We start from the raw sequence: 17,453 nt of genomic DNA on the forward strand, positions 1-17,453 counted from the left end.
GCTACTTTTGCAGGAAATCGAAACTCAACGGCAATAGAAATAAGCTCTTCTCTACTAACTTTTATCTTACATAACTCCTCTTTATGTCATATAGTCCTGAGGAGAAAAACTGAGCCAATTCCGGCGTTTCTTTGTATGTGATGAGCCTACTTGCCAATCCTCAAAATAATTCGGCTACTCTTGCCCTCGTTCATGGTTCCGAGCTATCGCTGCCAAGCCTGATTACGAATGCTGGCCCTGAAACGGCTCGCCGCTTCGTTGAATTTTTCTCGTCAACATCCGCAACCCCAATACCCGAGAAGCCCACGCTCGGGCTATCAAGCAGTTCCTTTTAGAAGGTGTGCTCATGAACCGGGACGCCATGGGAAGACAACTTACAGGCCGAGAAGGCTCAGCGTGTGGAATCCTGTAAGGCTTAGAGAACTGGGCAGTGCGAAGTTCTCTAGGCAATCAGCGTTATCTGAAAAAAGAACATTCCTGAGGCATTTAAGCCCGGAATGTTCGACACTGGCTGAAATTGCAATCATCAGCCAAGTTCATTATGGAGTTATGTCAACGTTGGGAGCAAATCCTGTGCGCGTTGCGCCCGGTATTCAAGCGTGAAAAGACCTTCGACTGGTTTGTCCTGCTGATGTGGGGGGTGCTGTTGAGTACCGCCCCACCTGCGGTGACCAGCTACGTCAATGGCCTTGGCCTGGGTGAACGGTACTATGCTCAAGTTCTGCACTGGTTCCACGCCACGGCCTTCAGTGTCGAAGTGCTGTGTGCTCATTGGAGTAACTGGCTGCAAGCACATCCCCATTGTTTACGGCTGCGAGGACAGCGGGTATATATCGGCGATGGCATCAAGGTGAACAAGGAGGGTCGTCGGATGCCGGGGGTAAAGCAACTGCATCAGGAGTCGGCGAATGTGGGCAAGCCGGAGTGGATTCGCGGGCATTACTTCAGTGCCTTGGGCCTGCTGTTAGGGCGAGGTGCGGCGCTGTTTGTGGTGCCCCTGAGGCTGCAACTTCACGATGGGATTGAGGCCGATGAGTTGGCTCAATCCCCCAGCCTAGTGGATAAGATGGCGACGCTATGTGTGACGCTGATGGAAAGCGGCAGCACCGCTATTCTGGATGCTTACTACGCTTCGGGTAAGGTGTTGCAAGCCTTCCGGGCACAGGGATTACACCTCATTACGCGGGTGCGTCTGTCCACGGTCGCCCCTGCCCCCTCTTCCCCCTTGCCCGGTCAACGGCAACCGGGACGACCGCGCAAATGGGGGGCTTCGGTGCGGTTACGGGAATTATTTGCCCCGTTGGAAGACTGTCCCCAAGCAGCGGTCTGGCTCTATGGCCGCTATGTCACCGTCGCTTATCAGTGTTTTGAACTTTATTGGGATAGCTCCGATGCCCCCGTTTTGTTTGTCCTGACTCAATTGCCGGGGGGCAAACCCTTCATTTTGCTTGCCAGTGATGTCACCCTCAGTGGTCCCGAAGTCATTGAAGCCTATGGCTGGCGCTTCAAAATCGAGGTCACTTTTCGCACCCTGGTTCACCTGTTGGGCGGCTTTGGCTACCGCTTTTGGCTCAAGGCCATGACCGCCACACCCACTTGGCCCCAAACCTTAATCCTGGCTCACCTCGATGAACCCTTACAACATCAGGTCAAACGCAAAGTTGAAGCCTTTGAACGGTTTCTCAACCTCAACGCCATCGTTTTAGGCATCCTGCAAGTCCTCGCCTTAGAGATGCCTCACGACGTTTGGACTCACTCACCAAGATGGTTTCGCACACGCCCCAAACACGGCTTGCCCACCGCTCAATTCGTTCAGCTGGCGCTTCAACATCAATGGCAGCATCATTTAATGGAAAGTAGACAGGCCCTACTTCTCGCTAAATTACTGGCCGCTAAAAGACTATCCCCTCAAACGCCGACGCTGACATCCTTGCCTCTTTAGCGAACACAGCGCAAACTTATGACTGTCCAGTGTCCTGCTTGACGACTTCTATCACTAAAGCAGGAGGTAGCATGTCCATATTCACTAATTCATGGCGCCGATCACTGTTATCCTTACAGGCCAAATCCTCCGCTAAGGTAAAATGGCGGGTGGTCCTAACCAGACGGCCCAATGCTCGTGAGATATCGTGAGTCGATTTTAACGTCCAGAGCATGGATGTTACTCAGAGGGATTGATTAAGAGCCCTCTTGGCCATTGCCGACGATCAGCTCTAGCCGCCGTTGAGACTCCTGCAGGGCCTGGCGAGGATCCTGCCCCAGCAGAGCCGCTTCGATGGCGCGGCCGAAGTTTTCAGACAGGTAGGGATAGCGGGGGGCAATGGGTCGGGATTGGGCCCAGTCCATCTGGTCTAGAAACACCTGCAGGGTAGGGTTCTCGGCCACAAAGGCTTGATAGGTCTCACTGCGGCGCACCTGACGATTGATCGGCAGATAGCCGGTGCCTAGGGCCCAATCCAGCTGAAAGTCGGCGCTCAAGACATATTCCAGAAAGGTCTTAGCGGCTTCGGTCTTCTCCGGGCTGGTCTGGCAGAGAAAGAAGTTTTCGCCCCCCAGCACCGCCGCCGGTTCTTCGGCCACGGGAAAGGGAAAGACATCGAAGTCGATGCCGGCGTCCTTCATCTGGGTCAGGGTCCAGGGACCGGTCACCTGCATGGCCACCTTACCGGCCAAAAAGTCATTGATCTCATAGCCCCGCTCTGGGGCCGATAGCAAGGCCGAGTCACTCTCCACCAGGTCTTGGCCCAACTGCAGCGCTGCGATCGCACCGTCATTGACCAGGTCCGGCTGCCCCTGCCGGCTCAGCCAGCCGCCGGCACTATAGACAAAGGGCAGCCAGACAAACACCGTCCACTCGCCCTTGCCCAGGGACAGCATCATGCCATGCTGATCGAGGCGGCCATCGCCATCGCTGTCCCGGCTCAGCCGCTGAGCCGCCTGCCGTAACTCCGGCCAAGTGAGGGGAACCTGCTCAATGCCCGCCGCCTGGAATAAGCTGGGCCGGTAAAAAACGGCGGCGTTGTTGGTGGCGAAGGGAACCGACCACAGGTGCCCCTCCAGTTCCATGGTGGAAAACAAGGCCGGATCTAGTTGCTCGGCTAGAGGGAGTTGCCGCAGCCAGTCCTCCAGGGGTTGAATCGCCTGCAACTCCACCAGTTGCCCCGTCAATGTAGGCACATACCAGAGAATATCCGGCGCCGCATCCCCCACCACCGCCGTCAAGATCTTGGGAATTTGCTGGTCCGGCTGCCCCACATAGAGGGCCTTCACCCGAATCTCGGGATGGCGTTGGTTAAACGTGTCTACCAACTCCTGAAATACGTCCCGATTCGGCGGTGGGCTGATGCCATGCCATAGGGTCAGCTGCACCACCCCAGGCGGCGGCGCCGGGGCCTGACAGCCCCCCAGTCCCAGCATTACCAGGCTCAACAACAGTGCCCAAAGCCAGCGATAGCCTGCCACAGATCGATCTCCTACAGGATTCTCCTGAACCTTACCATTGCCCCTAGGGAAGAATCACCGGGGACAGCACAGTAGGCGATAGTCCCATTTGGCGGTACCCTACGAAACATCCTCCCGGCTGAGTTGGCGTACCAATTTAGCTGTTCCCTTGCCGTCTATCGCCTGTGCCATGACCACCTATTCCCGCCTGCGGCAGCTGCCTCTCCCCTTGCAACCGGCCCATGCCCACGGTCGCTACGACCTCTCAGCGGTGCGCTGCGATGCCGACGGCTATCTCTGGCTGGGCAGCGATGAGGCGGCCGGGTTAGAACGCTTGACCCTAGATGGGGACACCATCGGCGAGCACCAGCATCTTGATCTCGGGGATTATCTGGACTTGCCCGACGGCAAAGACGAAGAGATCGACATCGAAGGGTTGGCCTATGCCGACTACTACCTCTGGGTGGCGGGCTCCCATAGCCTCAAACGCAAAAAGCCCCAGCCCGACAACAGCAGTGACGAGAACATGGAGCGCTTGGCCACCCTCTCTCGAGACGAGAACCGCTATCTCTTGGGCCGCATTCCCTTGGTCAACGGCCAACTGCATCATCAGTGCTTGCACCCGGAACGTCCGGAGCAGGTGCTGACCGCGGCCCAACTGCAACGGAAGCGCCATGGCAATCAGCTCACGAAGGTCTTAAAGAAAGATCCCCATTTGCGGCCCTTTCTGAAGGCGGATATTCCCGGTAAAGACAACGGCTTTGACATCGAAGGGCTAGCTGTGGCCGAGGACCGCCTGTTTGTAGGCCTGCGGGGCCCCGTACTGCGGGGCTGGGCCATCCTCTTAGAACTGCAGGTGAAGGAAAAGACATCGGAGCGGCTGCGGTTGCGGCAGCGGGAAGACGGGCATCGCTACCGCAAATACTTTCTGGATTTGGCGGGCATGGGCATTCGCGATCTCTGCTGGCAGGGCGCCGATCTGCTGATCTTGGCCGGTCCCACCATGGCCTTGAACGGGGCGATCGGGGTCTTTCGCTTAGCCGATGCCTTAGACCTGTCGCCGTCTCAGTGTCTAACACCAGACCATCTCTTCGAGATTCCCCATGGTCATGACACGGACCGGGCCGAAGGCATCACCCTCTGCCCCGATCCCTCTTCTAACCTGCTGGTGGTTTACGATGCTCCCGCCCCCCATCGCCTCAATGCCGAGACCCACAGCGTCTTGGCCGATGTGTTTGCATTGGAGTAGCCATCCCTTGCCGTTGCCGGGGCAACCACGATGCCGAGGGTGGCGACGGTGAGTAGAGAAAGGGCGATGGGTTGGGCGGCGCGGCGAGCCGGGGTAGCTGCAGCTACAAAACCACTAGCCTGGCTCTGATAGGCTAAGGTGCAGTTTGGCCAGTCGCGTGATTTAGCGATATCTCTCAATGCCGGTGGGCCCTGTTTCTATTCAAATTGCTGAAAGCAATCCTCATCTACGCTCGCTACTGGGTTGGCATCTGCAGCAGGCCCAGTACAGAGTTCACCAATCTGCTAACTTAGCCCGGGCCCGCGAGGTGTTCCAGTCGTTCAGTCCGGCATTAGTCATCCTAGATTCCCAATTTCCAGACGGGGATGGCTTAGAGCTGTGCCGCTGGATCTACCAGCAGGGGCAGCCGCTGATTTTAATTCTGTCGGCTCGGGATACGGAGGCCGATATCGTGGCGGGGTTACGGGCCGGAGCCGATGACTATCTCACCAAGCCCTTCGGCATGCAGGAATTTTTAGCCCGGGTGGATGCTCTGGTCAGGCGGATTCGTCGCACAACCATGGCCCCGGCCAGTCTCACCTACGGAGACCTCAACATCGACTTGGTGCAACGGCGGGTGCGTTGCCGTGGGATCGATATCGATCTCACCCCCCAGGAGTTTAGCTTGCTGTATGTGCTGACCCAGGCCGGGGGGGCTCCCCTGAGTCGCTCAGATCTGCTGCGCCGGGCCTGGCCCGATGCCATCGATAATCCTCGCACTGTGGATACTCATATTCTGTCCTTGCGTAAGAAAATTGAGCCGGATCCTCGCCACCCCAATATTATTCAGACGGTGCGCAATGTGGGCTATTGCTTTAATGCCACCGAGGCCATGGTTGAGCCCATTATCCCCAATGGGGCGGCACCGCCGGAGCGGGCTGCGGCGGTGGAAGCGGTCCCCCGCCAGATGTCTTCAGGGTCTTAGCTGCAGCGATAGCCCCAATGGCCTATAGGGCCTGTTCGGTCTGGGCATCAAATAGGTGAACCTGCTCAGGTGCGATCGCAAGCCAGACCTCCTGCCCCACCTGCACCGGATAATCGGGGGCAATGCGGGCCTGCAACAGCTGATTATCCATCGTCACCGTCAGATAGGTTTCACTGCCCAGGGCTTCGAGGCGCTGCACCTGTCCCGGCAAATTTTTGGGGGCAGGCACCCCCCAGACTGAGATGTTCCGGACGAATGCCCAAAATGGCCGGGCGGCCGTCATAGCCCTGCAGCCGCTCCTGCCAGGCACTGGGTAAGGACAGCCGGAAGTTGCTGTGCACCACCCCCCCGCCGGGGCCTTGATCTGCACCGGCAAGAAGTTCATGGTGGGGGAGCCAATAAACTCGGCCACGAAGCGGTTGGCGGGATGGTTGTAGAGCTCTAGGGGCGGGGCCACCTGTTGCAGTTCCCCCTGGTGCATCACCGCGATGCGATCGCCCATGGTCATGGCTTCCACCTGATCGTGAGTGACATAGAGAGTAGTAATACCCAACTGCCGTTGCAGCGTCACAATTTGGGCCCGGGTCTCCACCCGCAGCTTCGCATCCAGATTAGACAGGGGCTCATCCATCAGAAACACCTCAGGATTTCGGGCCATGGCCCGACCCAGGGCCACCCGTTGCTTCTGCCCCCCCGAGAGTTGCCGCGGATGTCGGTTAAGTAAGGGTTCGATCTGCAGCATCCGCGCCACCAGACGCACCCGCTGGTCGATCAGGGCCTCGGCTTGGGAGACATAGCGCAACCGCTTCGGGAAGGGCCGCGTCGCCATCGTCAACGCCTCTCGCCACCAGGTACTATGACTCAGGGCCCAGCCCAGATCCTGGTTGCCCTGGGTCCCAGGCTTCTCCCCTGAGGCGGGCGACGGTTTGGCAGCGGCCATGGGGCCACGCATGCGGCGCAGCCCAAAGGCCAAATTGTCATAGACCGTCAGGTGAGGATATAGGGCATAGCTCTGAAACACCATGGCAATATTGCGCTGCTTCGGCGGCAACTCATTGAGGCGACGCCCGCCTACAGACAGGGTGCCTGCCGTCACCGTCTCCAGCCCGGCCAGCAAACGCAGCAGCGTGCTCTTGCCGCAGCCCGAGGGCCCCACCAGCACCATAAATTCGCCGGCATGTACCGTCAGGTTAATCCGTCGCAGCACCGCCGTGGCCTCTCCCCGGTGGGCAGGGCCAGCAGGAAAGGTCTTATACAGTTGGTCGATGACGAGGTGAGTCACAGGGTCCTTCACGATGGAGAATGACGGGTGGTTGCAGCCCCAGCCGAGGCAGAAGTCTGATCCTCATTATCGGCGAGCGCTGCCATGGTGACCGTGGCAATGGTTTCACCCCGGGCCGGTTTCAGCATCCGCTGGCCGGGATGGTTGCGTCCCTGTAGGGGAATATCAACCAGGGGAATCTGGGCCATCCGCTCGGCGGTGGTCAAGATGGTGACCGTCGTATCGGCCACGGCCGCCGTCATCGCCACGAGTCGGTCGCTCTTGTGGCTAAATTGAAAGGCTTGGGTGCCGATGGCACCCCGGCTGGCCAGGGGTAACGCCGCCACTGGCAGACGCTTAGCATAGCCCATGGCCGACATCAACAACACCCAATCGGTATCTGCAGCGGCTGCCACACAGCCCACTAGCGTCTCCTGCTTCCGCATCCGCAGCCCCTGAGGCCCCTGGGCATTGCGTCCCAACACCGGCAAATTCTCATCATCAATGGGAAAGCGCAGCAGCCGCCCCCCCGAGGTGCCCAATACCAGATTATCCCCCTGCCGAGCCAGGGCAATGCGGGCCAGTTCATCCCCTGTCTTCAGCTTCAATGCCGTGAGGCCGCGCCCGGTGAGGTTAGTGAAGTCCTGCAGCGGCACCCGCTTGATCTTGCCTTGACGGGTCACCAGCAAGAGGTCTTGGGCCAGCATGGCATCCGTTAAGACCAATTGCGAGACCACAATCTCCGCATCGCCAGTGACCGAATCTGGCAGTAAGCTGACCAGGGGGACGCCGCGGGACTGGCGTTGGGCCACCGGAATATCGCCGACGGTGATGGTGTAGGCCTTGCCAGCTCGAGTCAAGACCAGGAGCTCCTGGGTGGTTAAGGCCGATTCCGTCTGCAGCACCGGATCCTCAACCTCCTGTAGGGCCTGGCTATCCTCGCTGTCGAGTCGAGCCTGTCGCCGTTGGAAGGCCCGCGGCGATGAGCGCCGCACATAGCCCTTCTGGGTGAACTCCAGAATCACCGCCTCTTCTTCGTCTTCCGCCAGGATTTCCGCCAGGTGCTGATGCTCCTCCTGGCGTTCGGCCTCGGTTTGAATGCGGGTGCGGCGCGGATCGCCAAATTTCTTCTTCAGGGCCCGCAGTTCCTTCTTCAGGGCCTTCAGCAACTCATGGCGGTCTGAGAGTAACCGCTGCAACGTGGTGCGGGTTTGCTGCAGTTCAGTCCGCTCCGTCTCCAAGTTTTGCCGTTCCATGGCCGTGAGCCGCCGCAGGGGCATAGCCAAGATGGCATCGGCTTGCCGCTCAGACAGGGCAAATTGCCGTTGAAACTCCACCTTGGCGGTGGTGCCATCGGGGGCATGGCGCAAGATATCGATGACGGCATCGAGATTGTCCAGGGCACTCAAGAGCCCGTCCACTAGATGCAAGCGGGCTTCCGTGCGTTCTAACTGATGCCGATACTGGCGAGTTAGGGTCTCTTCGCGGAAATTCAGGAACGCCGACAACAGCTCCCGCAGAGACATCTGTCGGGGTTGCCCCCGATCTAAGGCCAGCAGGATGGCCCCAAAATTCGTCTGCAGGGGCGTCAACCGATAGAGTTCATTTAGCACTCGCTGGGGCTGGGTTTCCCGCTTCAGTTCAATCACCACCCGCATGCCCTCGCGGTCACTCTCATCGCGGATATCGGCGATGCCGTCGAGGCGATTGTTATTGACCAGGTCAGCCACCTTCTCGATCCAAGCCGCCTTATTCACCTGAAAGGGTAATTCGGTGATGACGATGGCGTTGCGCCGCTGCCGGCCTCGACCGGGACGAATTTCTTCGAACTGGCAGACACCGCGCATGGGAATGCTGCCGCGGCCGCTGCGATAGGCATCGTGGATGCCCTCAGTGCTAATAATCTCTCCGCCTGTCGGGAAATCAGGACCGGGAATCAATCGAAACAGCTCCTCATCGCCGAGGCTGGGGCGATCGATTAGGGCAATCAGCCCATCGATGAGCTCCCCCAGGTTGTGGGGAGGAATGTTGGTGGCCATGCCCACGGCAATGCCAGAACTGCCGTTGAGTAGCAGGTTGGGCACCTGAGCCGGCAGCACAATCGGTTCCTGCTGGGAACTGTCGAAGTTATCGATGAAGTCGACTAGGGCTTCACTGATGTCGCCCAAGAGGGCCTCATGGCCGATGGCAGCCAAGCGAGTTTCGGTGTATCGCATCGCCGCCGGCGGATCATTGTCCACCGAGCCAAAGTTGCCGTGGCCATCCAGCAGGGGATAGCGGCTGGAGAAGGCCTGCACCATGCGCACCAGGGCATCGTAAACGGCCTGGTCCCCATGGGGATGATATTTACCCAGCACATCGCCAACTACACGGGCGCATTTGCGATAGGGCCGATCTGGAGTCAAGCCCAATTCGTGCATGGCATAGAGGATGCGCCGATGCACGGGCTTGAGGCCGTCGCGCACATCGGGCAAGGCGCGACCGACGATGACGCTCATGGCGTATTCCAAATAGGACCGCTGCACCTCGGTGTGGAGTGCTGTGGGCACTACCTGTCCGGCTGAGAGGATGTTTAATTGGTCTGCCATGGGCCGCGGTTCCTTGGTGAAATATTAAACGATGCAGATGACTAGGGTGGGATACGTTTCGCTCCGTATCGATGGCCAGCTCTGGCGGGTGACTGGGGGCAAGCTCTAGAGCTGGAGCTGGACGTCAGGAGGGCATAAACAGCCTTCGACCCGGATCAAAGACAGCCTATGGAGAGGATTCGGCAGTGGCCATGCTTGCCTGGCAAGGCCTGTTGCCCCGGATACAACACCTCAGTCAACAGACCGATGCCTGGTTTTTACCTCTCTAGGGAAATCTAGCCTCAGATTTACACCTCGGCAACTAGATCCCTGACAACAGAGCCTAACACCTGTTGTACTATTATCTGTACTTCTAGAACATTAAGTGACGGCTAACTATTGCTGGTAGCCGCCGCTGGCCCCGGTCATTGCTGTGATAGCTGCCTAGGTTTTATGGCAACTGCGGCCAGCCGCCTGGACACGATAGCAAGCGGGTGCGATCGCATAGGGGAAACAGTCCCAGGTAGGCTAAATCTGTCTCACCCATGACCCGGATGCTGATTGATACCGATATTTTGATCGATTCGGCTCGGTCGATTGAGAACGCGACTACCGCTTCATCCAAAACCTCAGTCTCCCACCCTATCCTTTTTAGCCCGATCGCACGATAGATATAGCTCAAACTAGGAGACCAGAGGATGCGATCGCAACCTGACGACACTATCATTCGGTGCCATTGGGGTATAGGGTGGAGAGGGCCCGAGCCAGTTGCCAGAACCTTTGGTCTTGGCCAATACCTTCTTTGACCCCACGGGTGTGGGGTCACTCAAACTGCTCATCACTTAAGCTCATCCGGGAGCACAGGGGCGTTCCTACTGCATCGAGGGCAACTGCGGTTGGCTTTGCCACTGCCATTCAAACAGCTGGCAGAAGTCGTCGACTTCCCAAAAGATCTGGGTAACATCGAGACGCGAAACTTCGGTTAGAGTAGTGTCCATAGCTGAGCCGGAGAATTCTTCAAATCCAGTCTCAGCTTTTTTCTTGCCGATTTCTGTTCATCGAACTCACGTTGCGTACAAGACCATAAAAGGCAAAAGTGAATGCTAACCCCAAGGCAATCCATGGGATGGCCCAAACTGCCAGACAAAGTACCCGACCCCGATCGCGGCTAGCCCCACTGCGATTTGCTGCCCACGTCGGAGCCATTCCTGCAGCACTAAAAAGCCCAGCAAAACACTGACCAGAGGGTTAATAAAGTAACCCAGGCTGGCCTCAATGACTTGATCGGAATTCACCTTTGGGGTGAAAACAAGATTCATTTCAAGGAAGAGGTGAGTCTCTTCCAACTCCTCAGCCTGACTCACAGCCGCACACTCAGGGTTCAGGCCAGACGCGATCGCCTTTATAAACAAATAAAACATTTGTCATGGACAAAATCCGATAGCGGCCTTTAAGCGTATTGCTAAGGAAGTCGGGGGAGACCAGTAAACATACGGACGTATGGCTGGCATCACGGCAATCATCCCAACGATTTAATTAAGGCAAGCAAAAGTATGCGAATAAAACCAATCGACCTCAAGGGGGTCGCTGTTCTGTCAGGCTTAGCTGCCCTATTGACAGCAGCTCCTGCCGGAGCCGCTACCTTCACAGAAGCAAGCGATGCCGGTGAGACGCTCGGTGAGGCGATCGCCGTCACGACGGAGACGATGTCGCCCTTAGAATCCATTGCGGGCTCACTTGCAGGCGATGCCGATCTGTTCCAACTCTTTCTGACAGGGGGGCAACAGTTTTCAGCGACCACGATCAATACGGACTCGCTGATCGGCATTCCTATTGACGACACCCTGGGTAGTCCTAGCGACTTACTGGGAGATCCACAGTTGTTTTTATTTGATGCGATGGGCAATGGCGTTTACGCCAATGACGACGGATTCACCTCCGTCCAAGCCACCTTGCCATCCTCTTTTAGTCTCACGCCAGCGGAGTCTGGCATTTATTTCTTAGGCATCTCCAGCGCTGATTTTGATCCGGTCAGTGCCGATGGCGAGATTTTTCCCGATACCCCTGTGAATGGCGTTGTGGGGTCCCACCGGCCCTGGTGGCGGAGCCCCCCTGACCGGATTCGCCGGGGTTAGCAATACCAGCGGGAACTACACCATCACGCTGACGGGGGCGCAAACGATCGCTGCCCCAGCGGCAAGTGTTCCCGAACCTAGCGTCGTCATGGGCGTGTTGGCACTAGCTGGCATAGGCTTCGTAGCCCGCACTCGTAACGCAATAACAGAACTGACAAAACGATAGGAACTCAAAATGATGTGGAATATATTGAAGCGGCTCACTGCTTGGCAGAAGCCCATTGGTTTAGCTGGCGTATTGTTAGGATTAACCCTCGTAGCAGGTGCTGGCGCTGTCTACGTGCAGGCTTCCGACCATGATGATGGCGAAACCGACATCAAGGGACGCAATCTCAACCTGACCGATTTGTACGTGTTTCGCGAACGGGATCAGAATCCCAATGCTGCCGCTGGGAATTTGGTCTTCATTATGAACACCAACCCGCGATCGCTGGCACGACAGCAATACTATTTCAGCACGCGGGCTCAGTATGAATTTAAGGTGACACAGGTCGCTGATGTGGATGATGCCCCTACGGGTGTTGCAGACGTCACCCTGCGATTCCAATTTCAGCCGCCTGACCAGAACAATCAGCAAACCTTTACGGTGACGGCGCTCAAAAACGGCCAGACCTTTACTGGGCAGGGGCAGACAACGCCGATTACCAATACCCCAGAGGTGAACACAGTCTCCCTGGGGGGCACCAACCTGAAAGTATTTGCTGGTCTGCGAGAAGATCCGTTCTTCTTTGATGTGGAGCAATATTTCCGGGTGCGCGCCGGAGCCTTGGATATCGGCCCCGCTGTCGGCTTCCGTGACCCCAGCACCGCAGTGGACTTTGCGGCTGGCTACAACGTCAACGCGATCGCAGTTCAGGTACCCATTTCCTTCTTACAGGGCTCGTCGCAGGCCAGCACCTTCGATGTGTGGGAAACCATCTCTGTTCCAGCGGCTGGCGGCAAATTCAACCAGGTCGAGCGGTTGGCACGTCCTGCTATCAACGAGGGCTTGATCGTCACGAATGACCTGCTCAATACCCTCAACAGCGTTGGCCCCGACTTTGAAGCCGCTGCTCTAGCTGGACAACAGCCTGCTGCGAATGCAGCGGCGCCGATTGTCAACGAAGCGACGCAGACCTTACTGGCGATCGGCAATAGTGACGATCGTGCCGATGCATTGCTGGGGGCCTTTTTACCTGATGTGATGCGGATTGACACCACTGGCCCTAGTGGCTACGCCAACGCGCTCAATGCCCAAGGGAGTCCCGTGCGCGGTCGCTTATTGAAGGATGACGTGGTGGATATCACCCTCTCCGTGTTGACCAACGGTACCATCACCACTGACAACGTCTCCTACGACGGTACACCGGGGAATCCAGCGCAAGGACACCAACCGCTGGTGCCTGCCTTCCCGTATCTGGCACCGCCGAACTAGGCGTTTGTCAGCCCTAAAAATGGGGTGAGCGTAGGTTGGGTGAAACGACGTGAACCCCAACAGTAGCCAGGGTTTGGTGGGGTGACGCTGGCGCTTCACCCCACCGACAACGGCAAGCTTGCCTGAAACCCTCCCCTGGGAGATGTCATTCACCAGACGCCAATTATGTTGACGCTAAAGTCGAATCAGACACCTGCTCAGCGCGTGCAACTTTCAAAGTCTACGATCGCGCTTGGGGCAGTCCTGACGGTGCTGCTGGCAGCCCCGACCGGATGGTATGTCCGGCACACTCTGGAGCAATCAGAAAGTCCCCATCCGTATCCCTTCTCGCTGACTGAGGGGACACGGGGGGAAGCGACGATCGAACGCAAAATTGCCTTTTATGAAGGGCGGATTCAGCGCAATCCTGGAGATGGGTTGGACCGCGCTGCTCTGGCCAGTGCCTACCTGGAGATGGCGCATGCCACCGGGGACGATCGCTGGTATCTGCTGGCCGAACAATCGGCCCAGCAATCACTGGCTAACCTTCCCTTTAGCAATGACGGAGCAGTGTTGGTGTTAGCCGAAATTGCCGAGGCTAAGCATGACTTTGCTGAGGCGATTCGCCTGGCGGAACAAGCATCGGGCGAGGACGCGCTGGCCCTCATCGTGACAGCCAAGTTGGCGATGGGAGAGGTTGCGGCAGCCAATGCCACTGCTGAGACCCTGGTGAATCTTACCCCTTCGCTGGGGAGCCTGACTCTACGAGCCTTAACACGAGTGGCTCAGGGCGATCGCGAGGGCGCGTTACGAGATTTTCAACAAGCGATCGCGGCAGAAGAACCGGCTGACCCCAGTGGCTCTGCTTGGGCCAGAACCCTGCTGGGCCGGTTCTACGCTCAGCAAGGTGATCACGATCTGGCCGAACCGCTGTACCGCGAAGCTTTGGTGATTGATCCCAATAACACGCTGGCCCGCCTTCAACTGGCCGTGCTGAAAACCCGACTGGGCCACTATCGCGCGGCTGAACGCCACTATGCCCAGGTCAATGATCCGGTAGCGCTGCATGGATTGGCCCGGGTGCGATCGCTGCGCGGCGTGGCGACAACCGATGCCTGGGACACCGCTGAATCCGCCCTGCGCGAACACATCGACGAGAATGCCCTGGGGCACCGTCGCGACCTGGCTCATCTGCTGCTGGAACGCGGCCATGGTGAAGATGTGCCTGAAGCGATCGCGCTCCTGCAAACTGAGGTCCAAAATCGCCGCGATGCCGCAACGCTGGACCTGCTCGCCTGGGCTTTGACGCGGGGCGATCGCTGGCAAGAAGCTCAACAAGTCATTCAAGAGGCGCTGGATCACGGCATTCGAGACGCTGGTATCTTTTACCGAGCCGGCGTGATTGAGGCGGCTCTGAAGCATCCCCAGCAAGCGGAGCGCTATTTTCAGCAAGCCCAAGAGGCCGATCCGACGTTTGATGATCAGGTCCGCCACAGACTTGGTCTCGTTGCCCATCCTTAAATCTGTCGCCATGCTGCCAAAACGCCACCGATACAGTTTGCTCAGTCTCTTGGCTGGGATGATCGCGATTGGGCTGAGTCTCGTCACGACGAGTCCGAGCCTGGCTCACTGGGACGATTTGGCTGCCGCCAAGCTGGTTGTGGGGGACACTGAGGTGCAGATGACCCTGACCTACCCCACCCGGTTGACCGCTTTTGCCGATGATGATGGCAATGGGCAACTCGCAGTTGCTGAGATTGACCGCCATCAGACTGCCTTGCAAGCGTTTTTGGGCGATCGCATTGCCTTAAAGGATGGCCTGAATCGTCTCGGCAGTCTGCAGGTGCAATCGGGAGAGGCGTTTGCCTCACCCATGTTGTCGGCGGCACCAGACAGCCATTCCACTTTGCAGCTTACCTATCGCTGGCCGGATGCGATGCAGGGCTTGGTGATGAACTACACCCTGTTTGTCCCCAATGCGCCAGAGGCCAGTTGTCTCGCCACCCTTGTCCAAGGGAATGAGTTGACGACCCATGTCTTTACGCCTCAGCAACCGACCTTCGCGTTGATGCCCGGGGGATTAAGATTCGGCGCAGGCACGTGGCTGTTGCCGTTGATCGGAGCCTTTGTTTGGGGGGCGGTGCATTCGCTGTCACCCGGGCACGGCAAAACCTTGATTGGTGCTTACCTGGTGGGCGAACGGGCCACGCCGTTACACGCGATTTTTCTGGCGATGACGACCACTGTCACCCATACGCTTGGGGTGATTGCACTGGGCTTAGTGACGTTGTTGGCGGCACGCTATATTCTGCCCGAGCAGCTTTATCCCTGGCTGAGTTTGATCTCAGGGAGCTTAGTGATCGCGATCGGGCTCAATCTGCTTTGGCAACGGCGACGGCGGACGACGGCTGTGATAAGCGGACAGGTCCATTCCCATGGACACGATCATGCTCATGCGCCGCATGCGCAGACTCATCCTCACGATCCCGGACATGTCCACCATCATTGCCACGATGCCGGCGGCGATCGCCATCATCACCCCAGCCATTCCCATGCTCACCACCCCGCTGATCACGTCCACACCCACAGTAGGCATACCCATTCCCATCTACCGCTGACGACGGACAGCACGCCGGTAACCTGGCGCAATTTACTCATGCTCGGATTCTCAGGCGGATTAGTGCCCTGTCCCGCTGCGCTGGTGCTGCTGTTGGGGGCGATCGCCCTGGGCAATACCCTGTCTGGTCTGGTGCTGGTGCTGGCCTTCAGTTTAGGGCTGGCAAGCGTGCTAACCGGGTTAGGGCTGCTGCTGGTGTATGCCAGACAGGTATTTCAACGGATTCCAACGCCGCGTCTACCGCTGATGCAATGGCTACCCGCGATCAGTGCGCTAGGCATCACAGTTATTGGAATCGGCATTTCGACCCGATCTATTTTGCAGATTTTCTAACGCCGATCTTCTAACGCCGTATTCATCAGGGATTGTGACCATGCTTTACCATTGGCGCTGGCTGATACCGCTACCAACCCTGTTTCTAGGGCTGTCTCCCGGCTTCGCCGAGAGCAATCCGACGGGATTTTCGCGACCGCATGATCCCATGGTGCTACCGTCAGAGGTGGATACCCTGGTTTGCTACATGGAAACCGGCAGCGGCGAAATCATTAACTTAGAACGCATCTGTAATCCCGCGTTTGACCCCGCAGGCGATAGAGTCTTAAACCCGGAAGCGGCCTGTTACTTTGTGGATACCAACGGTCGCCCCTGTCCACCAAAAAGCGAATAAAACCATCGTCTTCGCCGATGCCTGATTGTTGTTAGCAGAGCTTGCGAGAATTATGTATCGCCTGCGTTTTGTAGCAAAGCCAGACACGCAGGACTTCAGCTACTGTCCAAGCCTGGGCAAAAGCCCCGCGTGGAGCGTGGGGCGGATCCCCATCAAAGATTTCGCTGAGGGTGCCAACACAGCCCCCCCTGGAGATGGGCAATCAACGGCATCAGAAAACGGCGCGCTGCAGCAGGATCCCAATACACCTGCCTGTGTGCCTGCACAAAAGGCTCCATGAGCCAACCCCACACCGTTCCCTGGTGGTAGCTGCCGTCCCGCTGCACTGGGTCACCGCCAGAAGCTAATTGGGCCGTAACAACGCAGGGTCGTGGCTTCCGGCCATCCAGCACGTCATAGCAGTAACCCAGTTTCTCATTCCAGAAGCGTTGAAAGCCCTTTTGGGTTTGATTGAGCAGGGTTTGGTAACGGCGATCGCACCAGAAAATTAGGCTCTGCAAGTCTACCAACCTAGCTACCCAGTATGAGTAGCCGCAAAGGAGTAGCCGCAAGAAAGTAACAGCGACGCAAGAATCAGATAGCTGGGCTTGAGCGATTTACCTAGGCTGGAATGGTCAGTGCACAAGGCGTAGAAAAAAATTTTGTAGCCCTGAGGATTTATCACCATGACCCCAACTAAATCCCAAAAAGTCGTTCCCTGTCTGTGGTTTGATGGCGACGCTGAAGAAGCGGCACAGTTTTATGTTTCGTTACTTCCCGATTCGAGAATCGACCGTGTCTTGAAATCGCCGGCTGACACACCAAGCGGCCCCGCAGGGATGGTGCTGACCGTGGAATTCACGTTGGCTGGGGCGAAATATATGGGGCTGAACGGCGGCCCGCAGTTTCCATTCACTGAAGCCGTGTCGTTCCAGATCTACTGCGACGATCAGTCTGAGGTCGATCGACTATGGGCTGCACTTGCGGATGGCGGCTCAGAAGTCGCCTGTGGCTGGATCAAGGATCGTTGGGGGCTGTCTTGGCAGATCGTTCCGACCCGACTGATCGAATTGCTCAACGATCCCGACCCGGACCGCGCTCGACGAGCGCAGGAAGCGATGATGAAGATGGTGAAGATTGACATCTCCGAGATCGAGCAGGCGGCAAACGGATGATCTTG

The 17,453-nt window shown here is 57.6% G+C and carries 13 protein-coding genes and 3 pseudogenes; 10 read left to right on the top strand and 6 right to left on the bottom strand.

All coding sequences use genetic code 11. The features are described from left to right. The first annotated feature begins 541 nt into the window (after positions 1-541). On the top strand, positions 542-1,942 hold the full coding sequence (locus XM38_RS13645; RefSeq protein WP_080807608.1) for a transposase: 1,401 nt from the start codon (positions 542-544) through the stop codon (positions 1,940-1,942). Positions 1,943-2,178: 236 nt separating this feature from the next. Here XM38_RS13645 and XM38_RS13650 read toward each other — a convergent pair whose 3' ends face one another. Beyond that, positions 2,179-3,417: an ABC transporter substrate-binding protein gene (locus XM38_RS13650; RefSeq protein ID WP_080807723.1), complete on the bottom strand. Its 1,239-nt coding sequence runs from the start codon at positions 3,415-3,417 to the stop codon at positions 2,179-2,181. 214 nt (positions 3,418-3,631) lie between these two features. Here XM38_RS13650 and XM38_RS13655 point away from each other — a divergent pair, with 214 nt between their 5' ends. Beyond that, entirely contained in the window at positions 3,632-4,690 is a 1,059-nt protein-coding gene (locus tag XM38_RS13655; protein WP_088431683.1) for a DUF3616 domain-containing protein, read from the top strand. A 184-nt stretch (positions 4,691-4,874) separates the two neighbouring features. Continuing rightward, the gene (locus XM38_RS13660) at positions 4,875-5,654 is read left to right on the top strand and encodes a response regulator transcription factor (protein ID WP_080807721.1); all 780 of its coding nucleotides are present in this window, start codon (positions 4,875-4,877) and stop codon (positions 5,652-5,654) included. A gap of 22 nt (positions 5,655-5,676) precedes the next feature. Here the strand turns inward: XM38_RS13660 and XM38_RS13665 are convergent. From XM38_RS13665 to XM38_RS13675, 4 genes and pseudogenes are all read right to left on the bottom strand, one after another. Continuing rightward, positions 5,677-6,936: pseudogene (locus XM38_RS13665) on the bottom strand (ABC transporter ATP-binding protein). A gap of 8 nt (positions 6,937-6,944) precedes the next feature. Continuing rightward, positions 6,945-9,503 (bottom strand): DNA gyrase subunit A, encoded by a 2,559-nt coding sequence (gene gyrA / locus XM38_RS13670; RefSeq protein WP_088430152.1) that lies wholly within the window; start codon positions 9,501-9,503, stop codon positions 6,945-6,947. Between the two features lie 851 nt (positions 9,504-10,354). Next, positions 10,355-10,480, bottom strand: coding sequence for a hypothetical protein (locus XM38_RS27745; protein WP_256995625.1), 126 nt, complete (start codon positions 10,478-10,480; stop codon positions 10,355-10,357). Positions 10,481-10,553: 73 nt separating this feature from the next. Continuing rightward, positions 10,554-10,759, bottom strand: a pseudogene (locus XM38_RS13675) (EamA family transporter RarD); the annotation flags it as partial. Between the two features lie 276 nt (positions 10,760-11,035). Here XM38_RS13675 and XM38_RS13680 point away from each other — a divergent pair. The 6 genes from XM38_RS13680 to XM38_RS13705 all read left to right on the top strand — a co-directional run bounded on the left by XM38_RS13680 (position 11,036) and on the right by XM38_RS13705 (position 16,294). Further along, complete coding sequence (locus tag XM38_RS13680; protein WP_080808085.1) at positions 11,036-11,617, top strand: DVUA0089 family protein; 582 nt, start codon at positions 11,036-11,038, stop codon at positions 11,615-11,617. Further along, entirely contained in the window at positions 11,553-11,783 is a 231-nt protein-coding gene (locus XM38_RS28990; RefSeq protein WP_137455119.1) for a PEP-CTERM sorting domain-containing protein, read from the top strand. The genes XM38_RS13680 and XM38_RS28990 overlap by 65 nt, the downstream gene beginning before the upstream one ends. Before the next feature lie 9 nt (positions 11,784-11,792). Continuing rightward, positions 11,793-13,031, top strand: a complete 1,239-nt coding sequence (locus XM38_RS13690) for a DUF4331 domain-containing protein (protein ID WP_088430154.1) — start codon at positions 11,793-11,795, stop codon at positions 13,029-13,031. A 165-nt stretch (positions 13,032-13,196) separates the two neighbouring features. After that, positions 13,197-14,531 carry a tetratricopeptide repeat protein gene (locus XM38_RS13695; protein WP_088430156.1) on the top strand — a complete coding sequence of 445 codons (1,335 nt, stop codon included), beginning with the start codon at positions 13,197-13,199 and terminating at the stop codon, positions 14,529-14,531. Between the two features lie 10 nt (positions 14,532-14,541). Beyond that, positions 14,542-15,960 carry a nickel/cobalt transporter gene (locus tag XM38_RS13700; protein WP_187329406.1) on the top strand — a complete coding sequence of 473 codons (1,419 nt, stop codon included), beginning with the start codon at positions 14,542-14,544 and terminating at the stop codon, positions 15,958-15,960. 40 nt (positions 15,961-16,000) lie between these two features. Further along, entirely contained in the window at positions 16,001-16,294 is a 294-nt protein-coding gene (locus XM38_RS13705) for a hypothetical protein (protein WP_080808070.1), read from the top strand. A gap of 31 nt (positions 16,295-16,325) precedes the next feature. Here the strand turns inward: XM38_RS13705 and XM38_RS28995 are convergent. Continuing rightward, positions 16,326-16,761 (bottom strand): annotated as a pseudogene (locus tag XM38_RS28995) (amylo-alpha-1,6-glucosidase); the annotation flags it as partial. Between the two features lie 198 nt (positions 16,762-16,959). Between XM38_RS28995 and XM38_RS13715 the strand changes: the two are divergent. Continuing rightward, positions 16,960-17,448, top strand: a complete 489-nt coding sequence (locus XM38_RS13715; RefSeq protein WP_088430160.1) for a VOC family protein — start codon at positions 16,960-16,962, stop codon at positions 17,446-17,448. Positions 17,449-17,453 lie beyond the last annotated feature (5 nt).

Source organism: Halomicronema hongdechloris C2206 (assembly GCF_002075285.3).
Classification (GTDB): Bacteria; Cyanobacteriota; Cyanobacteriia; order Phormidesmidales; family Phormidesmidaceae; genus Halomicronema_B; species Halomicronema_B hongdechloris.

What these genes read in the sequence shown, in the direction of transcription:
- XM38_RS13695 (WP_088430156.1), top strand. Translation starts at nt 13,197, where the DNA reads ATGTTGACGCTAAAGTCGAATCAGACACCTGCTCAGCGCGTGCAACTT.
- XM38_RS27745 (WP_256995625.1), bottom strand. Translation starts at nt 10,480, where the DNA reads ATGGACACTACTCTAACCGAAGTTTCGCGTCTCGATGTTACCCAGATC.
- XM38_RS13705 (WP_080808070.1), top strand. Translation starts at nt 16,001, where the DNA reads ATGCTTTACCATTGGCGCTGGCTGATACCGCTACCAACCCTGTTTCTA.
- XM38_RS13700 (WP_187329406.1), top strand. Translation starts at nt 14,542, where the DNA reads ATGCTGCCAAAACGCCACCGATACAGTTTGCTCAGTCTCTTGGCTGGG.
- XM38_RS13680 (WP_080808085.1), top strand. Translation starts at nt 11,036, where the DNA reads ATGCGAATAAAACCAATCGACCTCAAGGGGGTCGCTGTTCTGTCAGGC.
- XM38_RS13650 (WP_080807723.1), bottom strand. Translation starts at nt 3,417, where the DNA reads ATGCTGGGACTGGGGGGCTGTCAGGCCCCGGCGCCGCCGCCTGGGGTG.
- XM38_RS13645 (WP_080807608.1), top strand. Translation starts at nt 542, where the DNA reads ATGGAGTTATGTCAACGTTGGGAGCAAATCCTGTGCGCGTTGCGCCCG.
- XM38_RS13690 (WP_088430154.1), top strand. Translation starts at nt 11,793, where the DNA reads ATGATGTGGAATATATTGAAGCGGCTCACTGCTTGGCAGAAGCCCATT.
- XM38_RS13715 (WP_088430160.1), top strand. Translation starts at nt 16,960, where the DNA reads ATGACCCCAACTAAATCCCAAAAAGTCGTTCCCTGTCTGTGGTTTGAT.
- XM38_RS28990 (WP_137455119.1), top strand. Translation starts at nt 11,553, where the DNA reads ATGGCGTTGTGGGGTCCCACCGGCCCTGGTGGCGGAGCCCCCCTGACC.
- XM38_RS13655 (WP_088431683.1), top strand. Translation starts at nt 3,632, where the DNA reads ATGACCACCTATTCCCGCCTGCGGCAGCTGCCTCTCCCCTTGCAACCG.
- gyrA (WP_088430152.1), bottom strand. Translation starts at nt 9,503, where the DNA reads ATGGCAGACCAATTAAACATCCTCTCAGCCGGACAGGTAGTGCCCACA.